The 15,341-nt window shown below is 37.9% G+C and carries 11 protein-coding genes; all 11 read left to right on the top strand.

From position 1 onward, the window contains the following. The first annotated feature begins 36 nt into the window (after positions 1 to 36). Positions 37 to 975, top strand: coding sequence for an ATP-binding cassette domain-containing protein (locus ABE099_RS17415; protein ID WP_430032352.1), 939 nt, complete (start codon positions 37 to 39; stop codon positions 973 to 975). A 46-nt stretch (positions 976 to 1,021) separates the two neighbouring features. After that, positions 1,022 to 1,768 (top strand): ABC transporter permease, encoded by a 747-nt coding sequence (locus tag ABE099_RS17420; protein WP_430032353.1) that lies wholly within the window; start codon positions 1,022 to 1,024, stop codon positions 1,766 to 1,768. Beyond that, positions 1,762 to 2,733 (top strand): ABC transporter permease, encoded by a 972-nt coding sequence (locus tag ABE099_RS17425; protein ID WP_430032354.1) that lies wholly within the window; start codon positions 1,762 to 1,764, stop codon positions 2,731 to 2,733. Before ABE099_RS17420 ends, ABE099_RS17425 begins: the two co-directional genes overlap by 7 nt. 84 nt (positions 2,734 to 2,817) lie before the next feature. Beyond that, positions 2,818 to 5,439, top strand: a complete 2,622-nt coding sequence (locus ABE099_RS17430; protein WP_430032355.1) for a LuxR C-terminal-related transcriptional regulator — start codon at positions 2,818 to 2,820, stop codon at positions 5,437 to 5,439. 531 nt (positions 5,440 to 5,970) lie between these two features. Then, positions 5,971 to 7,716 carry an ABC transporter substrate-binding protein gene (locus ABE099_RS17435; RefSeq protein ID WP_430032356.1) on the top strand — a complete coding sequence of 582 codons (1,746 nt, stop codon included), beginning with the start codon at positions 5,971 to 5,973 and terminating at the stop codon, positions 7,714 to 7,716. Between the two features lie 17 nt (positions 7,717 to 7,733). Next, positions 7,734 to 8,687 (top strand): ABC transporter permease, encoded by a 954-nt coding sequence (locus tag ABE099_RS17440; protein ID WP_430032357.1) that lies wholly within the window; start codon positions 7,734 to 7,736, stop codon positions 8,685 to 8,687. Between the two features lie 10 nt (positions 8,688 to 8,697). Continuing rightward, positions 8,698 to 9,681: an oligopeptide ABC transporter permease gene (gene opp4C / locus ABE099_RS17445; RefSeq protein WP_430032358.1), complete on the top strand. Its 984-nt coding sequence runs from the start codon at positions 8,698 to 8,700 to the stop codon at positions 9,679 to 9,681. A 9-nt stretch (positions 9,682 to 9,690) separates the two neighbouring features. Further along, a complete protein-coding gene (locus tag ABE099_RS17450; RefSeq protein WP_430032359.1) occupies positions 9,691 to 10,692 on the top strand; it encodes an ABC transporter ATP-binding protein in 1,002 nt (333 codons plus the stop codon). 133 nt (positions 10,693 to 10,825) lie between these two features. Continuing rightward, entirely contained in the window at positions 10,826 to 11,806 is a 981-nt protein-coding gene (locus tag ABE099_RS17455; RefSeq protein WP_430032364.1) for an ABC transporter ATP-binding protein, read from the top strand. Positions 11,807 to 12,500: 694 nt separating this feature from the next. Next, on the top strand, positions 12,501 to 13,952 hold the full coding sequence (locus ABE099_RS17460; RefSeq protein ID WP_430032360.1) for an S-layer homology domain-containing protein: 1,452 nt from the start codon (positions 12,501 to 12,503) through the stop codon (positions 13,950 to 13,952). A gap of 38 nt (positions 13,953 to 13,990) precedes the next feature. Then, the coding region (locus ABE099_RS17465) for a DUF5704 domain-containing protein (protein WP_430032361.1) at positions 13,991 to 15,341 on the top strand (1,351 nt) is incomplete at its 3' end.

The raw sequence follows: 15,341 nt of genomic DNA on the forward strand, positions 1-15,341 counted from the left end.
GCTTAGAGGTAGGATATGTATAAGGAGATGATAGACATGACAAAGTTACTTGAAGTGAAACAGCTTAAGAAGTCGTTTAAAGAAAAAGAAGTTTTAAAGGGGATTAGCTTTGAAGTAGAGCAAGGTGAAATTTTGTGTTTTCTGGGTCCCAATGGTGCAGGGAAAAGTACAACGATCAACATTCTAACCGCCTCCTTACAAAAGGATCAAGGTGAGATTCAATATGAAGGACAACCGATCGAGGCGACTTTACGTAGCTATAAACAGCAATTAGGGGTTGTTCCGCAGGAAATTGCATTATATGAGCAGCTATCTGCCGAGCGCAATGTGCGTTTTTTTGCTTCATTATATGGTCTAAAAGGAAAACAGTTATCTAATGCAGTTGAAGAGGCATTGGAATTCGCAGGACTTGTAGACCGTAGAAAGGATAAAGTGAAGACTTTTTCTGGTGGGATGAAAAGAAGATTGAACATCGCTTGTGCAATTGCCCATTCACCTAAGCTTGTTATTATGGATGAGCCAACCGTTGGGATTGATCCTCAATCACGTAATCACATTTTAGATACGATTAAGCAGCTACGAGATAAAGGTATGACGGTCATTTACACAACGCACTATATGGAGGAAGTTGAAGCAATTTCCACACGGATTATTATTATGGATCATGGTGCAATGATTGCAGAAGGTACTAAAGAAGCATTAAAAGAAAGCATTCAACATGAAAAAAGCTATTATATTGAAGCGGAAAATATTCAAAATTTAAATGAAGCATCACTTTTCCATATCGAAGGTGTGAAGTCTGTCCAAGTTGATGAGGAATATATTAAAGTTGTGACACTCAGAGATGTTGAGAATTTAGATCGTATTATCTCGTTGCTGGTTGATCAGAAGGTGCGAATTGTCAACATTGCGAGTGAGGTAGCTAGCCTTGAGACCGTATTTCTTAAGCTAACTGGACGTAAGCTACGGGATTAATAAAATATTGTACATGATCAAGGATAAGTGTAAGGAGGGAAAATAGATGTATAGTTTTGCACAGATTTTCAAAATGGATTTAAGCAATAATAGTAAAAATATAGTGCTGATTGGCTTCAATACGATCTTTTTTTTACTGATTGTTTTAATTTTTGGGTTTTTATCCGAGGGGGCTTATGCAGACCCGATTGCTTCTTATAACTATTATGGGATTAGTATACTTGTATACTCGATCTTTAATGGTGCAATGACGGCGACAAACAGCTTTATGGAGCGGGATATTAAAAGACCTAATTTACGCATTATTCATTCTCCAGTAGGGAAATCAGCGATTTATTTTTCGAAAATTTTATCGTCATTTGTATTCAATTATATTTGCCATTTGCTTGTTGTATTGTTGCTTATGTTTACGATGAATTTGAATTTTGGAGGACAGTATTTTGGGTATGTTTTACTACTAATGGTACCCCTCGAATTTGCAACAAGTGCTTTAGGAATCTTTTTCTGCTGTTTGTTTAAAACAGAGGAAATTGCAAGTACGTTACTGAGTAATGTGCTTAGTATTCTCGCCTTTTTAGGTGGAGTATTTTTTTCATTGGAAAGTATGGGACCTTCAATTGCTTGGGTGTCTAAATTATCACCGATAAAGTGGATTACTGATGCCTTTTTTATGGTTATATTTGATAGCAACTTTAACTTATTTTGGCCTGTTTTTGGGATAAGTATCTTAATTTCTGCTGTGCTGGTTTATGGCTGTGAGAAATGTTTTAGAACGGAGGATTATTTATGCTGACAGTACTTAAAAATAATTACATTCGTATGTTTGAAAGAAAAGGCAGCATTATAATCATGGGAGTCTTAATGATTTTAGCAATCATACTTGCTGTTTACATGACGGGCCTACAGGAGACAAAAGGACATATTGTATTTGTGACTAAGGCTACAGAAGCACCAATCCAATCTCCTTATTTAAAAATAGATGTGATGCAGGAAAAACCACCTTATTCAGAACTAATGAAGCATAAATATGATGCTTATGTGTGGGAAAAGGAAGACAAAACTTTTGGAATTGAAAGTGTTAAAAATGATGAATTTAAAGCCTTGCTTACGCGGTTATTAAGTGATAAGGATATTGATCCTTCTTCTATCTCTGTATCGTCAGATCGCGGAATAGGTGCCAATATTATTGGTTTTTTAATGATGTTTTTGCTTATGGCTTCAAGCTTGTTTTTGTTTACATTTTCAGAAGATAAGGAGCAAGGAGTGCTAAAACGTATTGCTTGTTCACCAATTTCCGTTATGAAATATGTATTGGCACATATAGTAACCTGCTTAACCATGTATACACCTGCATTTCTTTGCTTAATTATTATGAAACTGATCGGGTATGATATTGGATTTTCTCTTTTGCAATATGCAGGTTTTATTCTCATCATTGGTTTGTTAGGGATATCGTTAATGTTAGTGCTGTTTACGCTATTCCATAAACCCGATAATGCAACGATGCTTGCCAATAGCATCATGATTTTAACGACTATTTTAGCTGGGAGCTTTTATTCATTTGATCAGCACAATAAAGGGATTGAATGGGTTGTATCTATTTTGCCACAAAAGCATCTTTTATCATTTGCAGGTTATGTTGAGCATGGAACAGCATTAGCTCATATTGGGTCATTGATCTATGTTATTATTTTAGTAGGTGGATTATTGTTGTTTGCGACGTGGTGTTTAAAACAGCGGTATGTTAAACAAAAATAACATTAAAGATGATCTTGTCAATTGCTACAGATCAACCTACAATCAGAAGTAATCAGAAGTAAATCTATAATAAAGAAGGTAACTATGAGCGATCAAAACCATCGTAGTGTTGTGTTGTTGTCTACAAAATTAAAAATTCCTGCACCACGCAAAAACTATATCGTAAGGAAGCATTTGTTCCAGCAATTGCTATCTTGCTCAGAGATGCGGGTTATATATATTATGGGCGCAGCTGGGATGGGGAAAACCACCTTGCTGTCTTCCTTTATTAAGGAACATGAATTAGGCGATGTCGCGTGGTTATCTTTGGATGAAAGTAATAATCAACTTTTTTCCTTTTGGCATTATTTTCTTGCGGCCATTTCTAAGTTTATGGGAGATGAGGAATCGTCACGATTGATCTCTATCTTACATGCTAATTTTGATACAGCCAACGTAGAAAATTTATTAGCGATGGTCATTAATCAATTGTGTGGTGAACAACATTATTATGTAGTGTTGGATGATGTACATGAGTTAAGCAACCCCCTGCTTATTGCCTCATTAGATTTTTTTATTAAATCAATGCCAGATAATGTACATTTGTTTATGTTATCTCGACAGCAGCCTGTCGTGTATTTAGGTGAGCTTGCTGCTTCAGGTGAGCTATTACTTATAAATGGAGATGAGCTACGTTTTTCGGCTGAAGAAGGGCAGGATTTTCTCACAAATACGTTGCAATTAAATGTCAGTACGGATGATATTTCGCAAATGAATCAGTTTGCAGAGGGTTGGATTGGTGGACTTCAGCTTGTAGCGGCAGCGGGACATGAGAGTAGAAGTATGCTCTCCATGACTGATCATGGTGTAACAGCAGCTTACTTAACCCGCGAAGTTTTTAGAAAACTGACGGATAAGGAACAACATTTCCTCGTGGCCACCTGTATTTTAACTTATTTTGATGAAGAATTAAGTATGGCACTCACAGGTGAAGAGAATTTTCTCGCTATGGTTAATGGCTTAATTGCTAAAAATTTATTCGTAACGTGTGTCGATGAAGAAGGTGGGATTTATCGCTATCATCACATGTTGCGAGAGTACCTATTGATACAATTTGCAGCCTTGCCAAAGGATGAACAAATTAGACTACATAAGCTAGCATCACATCTACTTGCATCAAGACGTGATTATGGTGAAGCCTTGCAGCATTTATTTGTGATTGAACACTATGATGCAGCGATGTCTCTACTAGGGCTAATGGACGAAACAGTGGAGACATGGGCTTACATTAACCAAATTCCACTTGAACCTTTGACTGGGAATATTAATCTTTCTTTGCAATGTATTATTTATAATTTAACATGCTTAAATACGGATCGCTGTATACAGCTATGTGATGCGCTTGAGGCACGCTATGGGGATGAGGAGGTTTTGTTAGGACTAGAATACTTTCTCCCTTTTTTAGGAAAAAGCAAACCTAACTATCAACCCCCTACCATGCTATCTCTGGCACAAATCAATCAATTTGAGCTTAGTCCTGTAACTAAATCCTTATTTTTAATCATGAGTGCAAATATTTTATTGAGCAAAAATCAATATAAAATGTGTTTAGAGTTTGTCGATTATGCAGTGAATAATAACAAGGGAGCCAATGTTTTTTTGGACTACTATAGTTTATCTGCAAAAACACAGTTATTAGAGGAAACGGGGCAACTTGAACAAAGCTTAATGATGTATAGACAAATCCAAGAGTTGCTATATTCCGCAGGGATTATGGATACACTTGGCTATAATTATTATATTGGGTTAATCGGTGTATACTTTAAACGGATGGATAAGGAGCAAGCAACAATTGCACTAGAGGCAATTAAGCAACATGTAAGAGGACAGATTGTTGTCCCTATGGTTGTAGAGCTAAGCTATCAGTTCCATTTAGTTGAATATGAGCTTCTATTTGGAGATGAAGAAAATGGGGTACGCCTTGCCAATCAGGTTATTAGTGACGCTGGGATTGGAAATTTCAATCAATTTGATCGATTATTAAATCATCTGTATAGCATTGGAAAGCTAGACTCCCAATATAGTGCATTGTTTACTGAACAATATAGACAACAGCCTGAGGGAGAAATTTCTTTATCCTCTCAGTTATTTTATATTCGATTGCTTCATAACCAAGGAGAACATGATCATGCCTTGCAACGCGTGGATCACATCCTCGCCTTTTCAAGGGAAAATCAAAATTATTTAAGACTTGTGGAGGCAGCAATACTAAAAATCACAATGCTTGTTCAGCAAGGCGAAAATGTAAAAAGGTTAATTCATAACTGCTTACTTGAAGCCTTACACTACGCAAGGGTAAATAAAATATTACAGCCCTTTTTTACGGATCGAGCCACGCTTTACCCGCTGTTGGTAGCCTACAATGCAGATAGTTCGGTCAATATTACCTTGGAGGAACGACAGTTTCTTCAGCTTGTGATTAAGGTCTGTTTTGTGGAAAAAATACAATTGAATTCTGATATACAGACAAGTAAAGAGCTATTAACGAATCGAGAGCTTGATGTCTTAAGCGAGTTAGCTAAAGGATGTACAAATGCTGAAATTGCTTCACATTTATTTATTTCAGTAGCGACTGTTAAAACACATATGATGAATATTTTTGGGAAGCTAGAGGTGTCTACACGCTTGGGTGCAGTGGAAGAAGGACGGCGCAGGGGCTTAATTTAATAAAAAATATATTTAATTAAGGCTCAATCTTGAAATTAGTACTTGACCGCTAACCCTAACTAGCGAAGAGACAGAGAGATTCTGAAGATTGTCTCTTAAAATCAAATTCCACCAATTAACAACTTCAAAAGTAGGGATATGATTTTAACAACAATCGCAAGAACGCTCTGGACCGTAGCTACCAGCCTCCTGTCGTTGTCATGGACTAATTTCTAAATAGAGCCTTAATTAAACAGTAAAAAGGAATCAAGGTTAAATACACTCACGCAGTAAGCATGCGAGGGTGTATTTTTTATTTTATGCTGACTAGTAAGTAATAGTGTTGAAGGAATAACGAAAAATAGAGAAAAATGTAACATGTTGTCGAAAGTAATTAATTTCATATTTATTCCTTTACATAACTTTATTTCCTTTCTATAATATTCCTTATCAAAAAAAATTCTTAGTTATTCTGTCGGAATATTAAGGGTATAGATACATATTTGTTTTTGAAGGCTATACAACAATAATGTTTGGATGGGAGAGGGAGAGATGGTTTTGAAAAAAAGAAAGTCGTGGATGATGGCTGTTTTAGTTGTAGGAGCGGTATTAGTAACAGCTTGCTCAAGTAACAATGCAACAAATTCTGGTGCAGGACAAGGCAGTAATGGTGCATCTGGTACAGGGGGAAGCAACGGGGAAAGTACTACAGCAGTAACGATTAATGAGCCGATTCAGGCTTCAGATCTCTCTAAATTACCTGCCATTGCTAAAAATCGTACAGATACAATTATTGTTGGGTTGGTTGACCCTAGTGGTGCATTTACCCCTTATTTTCATCAAAGTGGTTACGATGGCAACGTATCAAGCTTGCTATATACGCCACTTGTCACTGTAGATAAGCAGGGGGTTCCAGTTGGTGCAACCGCTGAAAAGTGGGAAATTAGTGATGACCAATTAACGTATACATTTCATATCCGCCCTGACTCAAAATTTAGTGATGGTTCACCACTCACCGCTGAGGATGTAGCTTTTACTTGGACTTTAATTAACGATAAAGCTTACGATGGAGATTCCACATTAAATACGATTGGTATTAAAGGGGCTAAGGCTTACAAGGAGGGTACAGCGGCTTCGATTGAGGGGATTAAAATTGTTGATCCATTGACCATCTCCGTCACGATTGAAAAGCCCAATGCCATTGCTTTATTAACCTTAGGCTCTGAAATTTTATCGAAAGCACATTATGGTGCGGAATATAAACCAGGTCACGTGGAATACATTAAAAAATTACATGATCAACCGCTTGGAAATGGACCTTATAAGCTGGAGAAGTTTATCCCAGGTCAAGAAGTCCGTTTTGTAGCCAATGAAAACTTTTATTTAGGGAAACCAAGAACTGAAAAGTTTATTTATAAAACATCAGAAGGAGACACTTGGCAGTATTTAGAAACAGGTGAAGTGGATTATGCCTCTTTTAGTGCTACGACAGAAAATATAGAAAAGCTAAAAAGCTTAGGCTACGTCAACATTACGCCCTACACGCCAAGTAATTATGGTTACCTTCAAGTCAACCTGGAGCATGAGGCTTTAAAGGATAAATTAGTTCGCCAAGCGATTACCTACGGACTGGATCGTCAAAGTATTTATGTCGATGCTAATCAGGGTGCGGGGCAAGTTGCTAATATTCCATCCTCTTTAATTTCTTGGGCATATACGGATGAAGGCATTAATCCTTACAAATATGATCCTAAAAAAGCGAAGGATTTGTTAGACGAAGCGGGCTGGAAGGAAGGCTCAGACGGAATTCGCACAAAGGATGGGAAAAAACTAACGCTTCATTATTTAGGCAGAAAAAGCCCTGATACAGATACCTTTATCGCCTTAGCTGGGGAAAATTATAAAGAGCTTGGGATTGATTTTCAGCCAGAGGTATTTGCTGATTTTAATGCGTTAATTTCCAAAGTAGAAAGTGGGGACTATGATCTTGCCGCTTTCTCTACGCCTATTTTGTCCGATCCAAGTGACGGCGTAACACAGTTTGTGAATGGTGAGGTTAAGGGGTACAACAACCCAGAGTTTAAAAGGTTATATGATGAAGCTTTGGCAACTAGCGATATGGAGAAACGCAAAAAAATATATAAAGATTTGTTTAAAACCGCAAATGAGGATTTACCCGTTATTTTTACAAGCTATAAAAAAGCAGTCATTGCCTATAACGGTAGAATTCAAAATGTGGAATACAACCCTGTCGCTGGCTTAGCACAAACGATTCCAAATTGGACGCTAAATAAGTAGAAAGCAAGGAGTTTGTTATGAGCAGTTATTTAATTAAGCGCATCTCGTATATGCTTCTTATTTTGCTAGCCGCGTCTTTGTTGATTTTTAGTCTGTATGCTTTAACTCCAGGGGATTTTGTTAGTGGAAATATGAAGCTTAGTCCTGAGCGTAAAGCAGAGCTAAGAGAAATCTATGGGCTGAATAAGCCCTTGCTTGAACGTTATTTTACGTGGATGAAAAGCGCCTTTCAAGGTAACTTTGGTTATTCTTTAGCACAGCAGAAGCCTGTGTTGCAGCTATTTAACGAATATATTTGGAACTCATTTTTACTTGCCGTAGTTGCCACCTTTTTGATATGGGTGATTGCGATTGTGGTTGGGGTCATTGTGGCGTATAAGCAATACACTTGGTTTGACACGCTCGTCATGATTTTAATTTTTGCGGCGATGTCAGTTCCTTCATTTTTTATTGGACTTTTTCTCATTAAAATGCTAGCTGTGGATTTAAAGTGGCTACCGCCGGGGGGCATGTTAACAACAGGTAGCAACGCGACTGGCATGTTATATGTAAAGGAAGTCATTCAGCATATGACGATTCCAGTGATCGTTATGGTTCTTCTAGGTGTCGGCTCCTTAACGCGTTATTTTCGCAGTAACATGATTGATGTAATGAAGCAGGATTATATTCGAACTGCACGAGCAAAGGGGTTAAAGGAAAAAAAGGTGCTGTTTACTCATGCCTTGCGCAATGCTTTATTGCCTGCAATTACATTAGTGGGGTTTGAATTGCCAAGCTTGTTTGGAGGCTCCTTAATTATTGAAAAAATATTTAATTGGCCGGGGATTGGTCAGCTTTATATGTCTTCGTTTTCACTACGAGATTATCCATTGTTAATGGGCTTTACGATGTTTATTGCGATTTTAACTGTAATTGGAACATTGTTATCAGACATTTTATATCATATTGCGGATCCACGCGTGAAGCTGTAGGGGGAAAAGGATGTCAAATCTGCGATCCAAAATTCAATCTAATCGTGAATTAAATTTACAACCTGCAGTAGCATCTGTATCCCCTTCTGATCATTACAAAGCAGGACAAAGTATACAAAGTGCAAAATCATCCCTATGGCGTGTGGCTATCCGGCGTTTAGTTAAAAATAAGCTAGCGATGTCTGGGTTAGCTGTGGTGCTATTTATGTTTATTGCTTGTTTTGTTGGCCCGTTATTTTCACCATATACAAACGGCAAAACAAATTTGGCGATCATGAACCAAGCACCAAGTCTACGACATTGGTTAGGGACGGATAAGCTTGGCAGGGATGTACTGACACGGGTGCTACAAGCAGGGAGAATTTCTCTGACGGTGGGGCTTGCTTCGATGGTGTTAAGTGTATTTATCGGGTCGATCTTAGGGGCAATCGCAGGTTATTATCGTGGAATTGTAGATCAACTCATTATGAGAGTGGCAGATTTACTCATGACGATTCCAAGCTTGCCCTTGTTATTTATTATTGGCGCTTTACTATCAGATTGGAAGGTACCTACGGATTATCGGATGTATATTGTTATGGTCATGCTTAGTATTGTAGGTTGGCCTGCACTTGCTCGAATGGTGAGAGGTCAAATATTAAGCATACGTGAACAAGAGTTTATGCAAGCAACAGTCGTGTTAGGATTGCGAGATCGAAGAAAGCTCTTTCATCACTTATTACCTAACATTGTGCCGTTGTTGATCGTCATTTCCACGTTAAATATTGGCGGTTCTATATTGATGGAATCTGTACTCAGCTTTTTTGGATTAGGTGTCATTGCGCCTACACCAACCTGGGGGAATATGATTGATACGGCAAACAATTTAATTGACTTTCAGGAGCGTCCTTGGCTATGGATTCCACCTGGCTTATCTATTTTCGCCACCGTTATTGCAATTAATATTTTTGGTGATGGTCTGAGGGATGTTTTAGATCCAAAGCAAAGGAAGTAGGTGAAAGTTATGAGCAACTACAAACTACAGGACGATGCTGTACTCGAAATTCAGCATTTACGCACTTCTTTTGATACAGAGGAAGGAATTATAAAAGCGGTTGATGATGTTAGTTTAATTGTTCCCGAAGGCCGCATCTTATGTATTGTTGGTGAATCTGGTTGTGGAAAAAGCATAACAGCGATGTCTGTAATGGGACTGCTTGATGCCAACGCGGCTAAAGTGGAGGGGCGTATTTTATTTCAGGGAGAAGACTTATTAAATTTAACAAAAAATGAGCTTAGGGCGATTCGGGGTAATGAGATTGCGATGATTTTCCAAGAGCCGATGTCTTCACTTAACCCTGTGCTAACGATTGGGCAGCAAATTATGGAGCCTTTAATCGTACACAAAAAATTAAGTAAAAAGGCTGCAAAGCAAAAAGCAATTGAGCTTATTGAACGTGTACAGATTTCAAGGCCAGAGCAAATTTTTGATGCCTACCCGCATGAGCTAAGTGGTGGAATGCTACAACGTATAATGATTGCGATTGCAATATCATGTGAGCCTAAGCTGCTCATTGCGGATGAGCCAACTACCGCCCTGGATGTTACGATTCAAGCGCAAATTTTAGATATGTTGTCTCATTTAAAAGAATCGTTAGGAATGTCGATTTTATTAATTACCCATGACTTAGGTGTCGTTGCGGAGATGGCGGATGAGGTTGTTGTGATGTATGCAGGTAAAGTGGTGGAGTATGGAGAGGTAACGGCTTTATTTGAAAATCCAAAACATCCCTATACTCAGGGGCTTCTAAAGTCTAAACCTAATATGTATGACATGGTGGAGGAGTTGTATAGCATTCCGGGGCAAGTTCCTAATCCATTGTCATTAACAGAATCCTGTTATTTTCACGATCGTTGCGACGCTTGTATGACAATCTGTCGATCTCAATCTCCAAAACTACATACTATAAATGCCGACCAACAGGCGGCTTGCTGGTTGTATGAGGAGGTGACGCTGGGTGTCTAGTCGTTTATCCAATACCTTATCTAGTACGTTGTCTAGTTTGAAATCTATCTCAAAATCTAATACATTATCGAGCTCATTATCGAATTCACTATCCAATTCACTATCTAACTCTTTATCTAACCCACGATCTAGTATTTTAACGAGTGCCTCTTCTAAACCTTTACTTGAAATTAAGCACTTAAAAAAGTATTTTCCAATCAAAGCAGGCTTGTTAAATCGTACAGTTGGGCATGTAAAGGCAGTGGATGATGTTTCTCTATCTATTTTTCCGGGAGAGACGTTTGGCTTAGTAGGGGAGTCGGGAAGTGGAAAAAGCACGATTGGTAGAAGTATTGTACGTTTAACTGAGAAAACGAGTGGTGACATTATTTTTGACGGACAAGATTTGTATAATATGCCACCACAGGATTTGCGAAAATTGCGACCACGACTTCAGCTTATTTTTCAAGATCCATATAGTTCTTTAAATCCAAGAGTGAGAATTGGGGATGCCATTGGCGAGGCGTTATTAGATCATGGGATGGTAGAGCCAGCACAGGTGAGAGATATTGTAAAAGAATTGCTAGAGGCTTGTGGCTTATCTACGTATCATATTGATCGTTATCCGCATGAATTTTCTGGAGGTCAAAGGCAACGTATCGGTATTGCAAGAGCATTAGCGCTTAATCCAGACTTCATAATTGCGGATGAACCAGTATCGGCGTTAGATGTGTCCATTCAGGCACAGATGATTAATTTATTTCGTAAGCTTCAGCATGAGCGTGGTCTGGCTTATTTGTTTATTTCCCATGATTTAAGTGTGGTTGCACATTTATGTAACCGAATTGGGGTGATGTATCTCGGTACGATGGTTGAAACAGGGAGTCGTGATGATTTATTCCTGAGTCCCCTTCACCCATACACAAAAGCTTTATTATCCGCCGTTCCTCTTCCTAAACCTAAAATGAAGCGCGAGCGTATTATTTTAAAAGGGGACATACCAAGTCCAGCTAACCCACCATCGGGTTGTAGATTTCATACAAGGTGTCCCTTTGCGGTTGAACAATGTCAATTTGAAAGACCTGCATTACGTCATGTTAGTGGCGAACATTATGTGGCTTGTCATTTGGCTTGAAGGGTATGAAATAATAGGGAGATTTAAGGCAAAGAAAGACGAGGATATTAGTGGGAATGCATGGGTATAGTATGAAAATATAAGAACATAAGAAAGCATAAGTAACAATTAAGAAAGAATAAGAAGAATAAGTAATGTTTTAAATTGATTTTTCCTTTGAGCTAAATTAAGCTTGCTTAAAAAGTCAGTTCCTTTTAGAATAAGTGTTATAAATTGGAATTTGGTGAAGCACACCAGAATCAGTGAGATATCACTTGATGTCACTAAGATGTCATTTAGATACTATCTGATCAGAGGTGTGCTTTTTGTTATGTTTTGATTCCTGTATTTCTCAATTTATCCTGATTGAAGGAGGTGAAAAGGGAGATTTTGTCGAAAATAAATAGTAAGATGGTAATAGTTTCCTAGGAGAAAAGGAGGAAGAGTATAGGCGGGCAATAAAAAACTATAGAGATGGCATCAATGAAACTATAGTAGAATCAATGAAACTAGAGTAGGATCAAACATCTTAGTGTAACAGCATACATAGTTTGAAATTCAAAGGATTTACAGGATTTACAGGATTTACAGAAGAGTTAAAGGAGTTAAAAGAAAAGAGAATTTCGTTTTAAAGAGCTTTATGAAATTTTTGAGAAGACATTAATCAAAGCTTAGGGGCTCTTAATAATAAATCGAATGATAAAGGAGAAGGAAAATGAATAAAAAGGCGATTAGTATTATTTTAGGGATGGCGTTGGTAGCTGCAAGTGGAGGGGCGCTTTGGGGTAATGTGAATGAAGTGAAGGCGCTAGATAGTGAGAAAGCAGGTACATCTTCAACGCCAACAACAACGGTGGAGAAAAATGATGGAGCAACTAAAACTAATTTAGATAATTCGGTAGAGAAGAGCAGCACTAATGGAGAACTGACAGACAAAGATCGTACTAGTGGAGAAAATAGTGGGGAAAAAGAAAACGTCAATCAGGAAAGTACTAGCCAAATGTCTGACGTAACGACTCAGCAAGTGACTTCATTTTCAGATGTGAAGGATACACATTGGGCGAAAAAAAGCATTACGGCTGCAATTGAAAAAGGTTATGTAAGTGGCTACCCAGGAGGTGTATTTAAGCCTGAGCAAGCAATTAAACGTGATGAGTTTATGAAGATGGTGGTTACGGCAATGAAGCTACCTGTTGAAACAGAGGGAGCATCTACATGGTATGAGCCTTTTGTAAAAGTAGCAAAAGAAAACAAGTTATATGTGAGTAGTGACTTTTCAGATAGTGATCTGGGTTGGAATAAAGTCATCACCCGTAAGGAAATGGCACGCATTGCTGTACGTGCAGGACTTGGAGAAGAAGCAAAAGAGGATAGTAAATGGATGTATTTAGCGACTAAAGCAGGCTTAGTTACAGGGCTAGGTAAAGGAGAGCTTGGCGAAACAAAAACAACGACCCGTGCGCAATCTGTGACGATTATTGAGCGTATTTTGGCTGTGAAAAATGGGGAGAAGTTGCCTGTAGATAAATATGCAGTAGGGAGTGCAGAGTTAGCTTGGCATGGTACAAATATTTTTACGGTGATGCCTGAGATTATGGTGACGAAGGAAGAGGATTATAAGGGGAAGACGATTGAGGAGTTGTGGAGACAGGATAAAATGACAATGACTTCAAGAGATGGTTTATATAAAGGGGCTTTGGACGCTGTTATTGCCATTGACCTAGAAGACCCCAATGATCCTAATTTGAAGTTGTTGCCACCTGTGGATGAATTGAAGTGGTTTAATAATTCAGGGATTATTGATGGTGTGCCTATAGATCGAAATCCAGTGAATAAATGGAAAAAGAGTTATGTGCTCTATTTCAAAACGAGCGAGATTTTTAATAAAAATAAGGAAAAGTACCATTCCGAATTTAACGGGCCTTCTTACGTTGTGTATGGTATTGATTCACCTGATAGAGAAAAGTTTCATTCTGGGATTTTAAATAAAGTTGCATGGCTTTGGCATAAAAAAGACAATGATACACCAGCAATGATTATACCTAAAACAGGCTGGGTTCAAAATCGCAAGTTAAAAATTGTTATTATGGCTCCTGCTAATGCAGGTTATCTGTACCAAGAAGCTACAGTGTTAGAGCTAGATGGTCCAAAATATAAGAAAAATTAAATATATAGTGTAGAGCTACCCGTTATAAGGAGGACAGCATGAGGAGTAGATTTTGGCTAAACATCGTACTAGTTTTTGCTTTGTTGGTAACTTCTCTGCCAATATGGAACTTCTGCATAGTGAAAGCAGTTGAAGCTAGCCAAGAAGGTGTAGAAGTTGCACATCCAGTGAAGAAGATATCAGATTATGAGGTAGAGGGTGATATTCGTAGGGAATATTTAGAAAAAGAATTTAAATTTAAACAGGAGCGCTATAAAGGGCCTCTTTCTAAGATATACAAATATAAACCAGAAATAACATACAAAAAAGACGCATATGACTCGATTTTCACTCGATTTTCAAATTTAAAAGCAATAATTAATGAAGATGCAGGTATAGGGAATAAAATTACAAAGATTGAGTTTCTTAAAGGAAATGAAGTAGTCCAAACACAGATCGTAAACTCACAAACCTATCAAGCAAATGTACCCTTAAAGCCTGAAAAGGTTCCAGTCATATCAAAGGATAACATATCTCCGTCGGGAGCATACATTGCATTTAAACTAGTAGGGAAAAAATGGGTGATGTGGTATACATCAAATTGGATGGAAGAAGATAAAAGCAAAAGAGTAACACCAACTAAAATGAAGTCTGGTATTGATGCATATCCAGGAACTTATTTTACCCATTTGGCGAAATTCGAGCGACAAAAGCCTTATTTGAATGAGGAATATTCAGATATAGATAAATTTCATGAAGAGTGGCTAGATGAGAATCCAACACTTTTAAACCAATTAAATGCAGGTGCTGCTACAGATGATCCCAAAAGAGTGGAAGTAGAGGAAAATAGAAGTAATATAAATTTTCCTTATTATGGGATTATTAGGAGGGATGGGAAGACATACAAAAATACCTGGGAAAAGGATCTCAAGGTTAAATCATTAGGATATGCTGAAATCTATTTCTCCCAATATTATAATGAACCTGGTTATTATGAACCAGGAAGATATTTGATGGTATACAATTCTTCATATATTTACACGATCAAAGCCCGAAGTTACCGCTATCCTGATCGAATTAGAGTGTATACAACCAAAAGCAACGGTGAAAAGCCAAAAGACCCTAAATGCACAGAGGAACGCGGACAAGAAGTGAGCGGAAAAGAGTTAAGTCCCAATGTAAGTGCAGTGATTTTAGCAGACCAACGTGGATCAGAGCAATTTAACGTACTTCAAGGCATTCCAACATCTGAGACCTTATTCGGAAATGTATTCGCTAAAAATTACTTATATCAAAATAAATTTGTACAAATAACAGGCAAATGTACGTTTGAGGTCACGGTCAATAAAACATTCACGCTAGAATGGCAGGAAACAACAACAATCACTGATGCTAACGGGAATAGCATTG

The sequence above is a fragment of the Paenibacillus turicensis genome (genome assembly GCF_050461185.1).
GTDB lineage: Bacteria > Bacillota > Bacilli > Paenibacillales > Paenibacillaceae > Fontibacillus > Fontibacillus turicensis_A.

Bases quoted from the DNA above. Each gene is read 5' to 3' on its own strand.
- ABE099_RS17415 (WP_430032352.1), top strand. From the start codon at position 37: ATGACAAAGTTACTTGAAGTGAAACAGCTTAAGAAGTCGTTTAAAGAA.
- ABE099_RS17420 (WP_430032353.1), top strand. From the start codon at position 1,022: ATGTATAGTTTTGCACAGATTTTCAAAATGGATTTAAGCAATAATAGT.
- ABE099_RS17425 (WP_430032354.1), top strand. From the start codon at position 1,762: ATGCTGACAGTACTTAAAAATAATTACATTCGTATGTTTGAAAGAAAA.
- ABE099_RS17430 (WP_430032355.1), top strand. From the start codon at position 2,818: ATGAGCGATCAAAACCATCGTAGTGTTGTGTTGTTGTCTACAAAATTA.
- ABE099_RS17435 (WP_430032356.1), top strand. From the start codon at position 5,971: ATGGTTTTGAAAAAAAGAAAGTCGTGGATGATGGCTGTTTTAGTTGTA.
- ABE099_RS17440 (WP_430032357.1), top strand. From the start codon at position 7,734: ATGAGCAGTTATTTAATTAAGCGCATCTCGTATATGCTTCTTATTTTG.
- opp4C (WP_430032358.1), top strand. From the start codon at position 8,698: ATGTCAAATCTGCGATCCAAAATTCAATCTAATCGTGAATTAAATTTA.
- ABE099_RS17450 (WP_430032359.1), top strand. From the start codon at position 9,691: ATGAGCAACTACAAACTACAGGACGATGCTGTACTCGAAATTCAGCAT.
- ABE099_RS17460 (WP_430032360.1), top strand. From the start codon at position 12,501: ATGAATAAAAAGGCGATTAGTATTATTTTAGGGATGGCGTTGGTAGCT.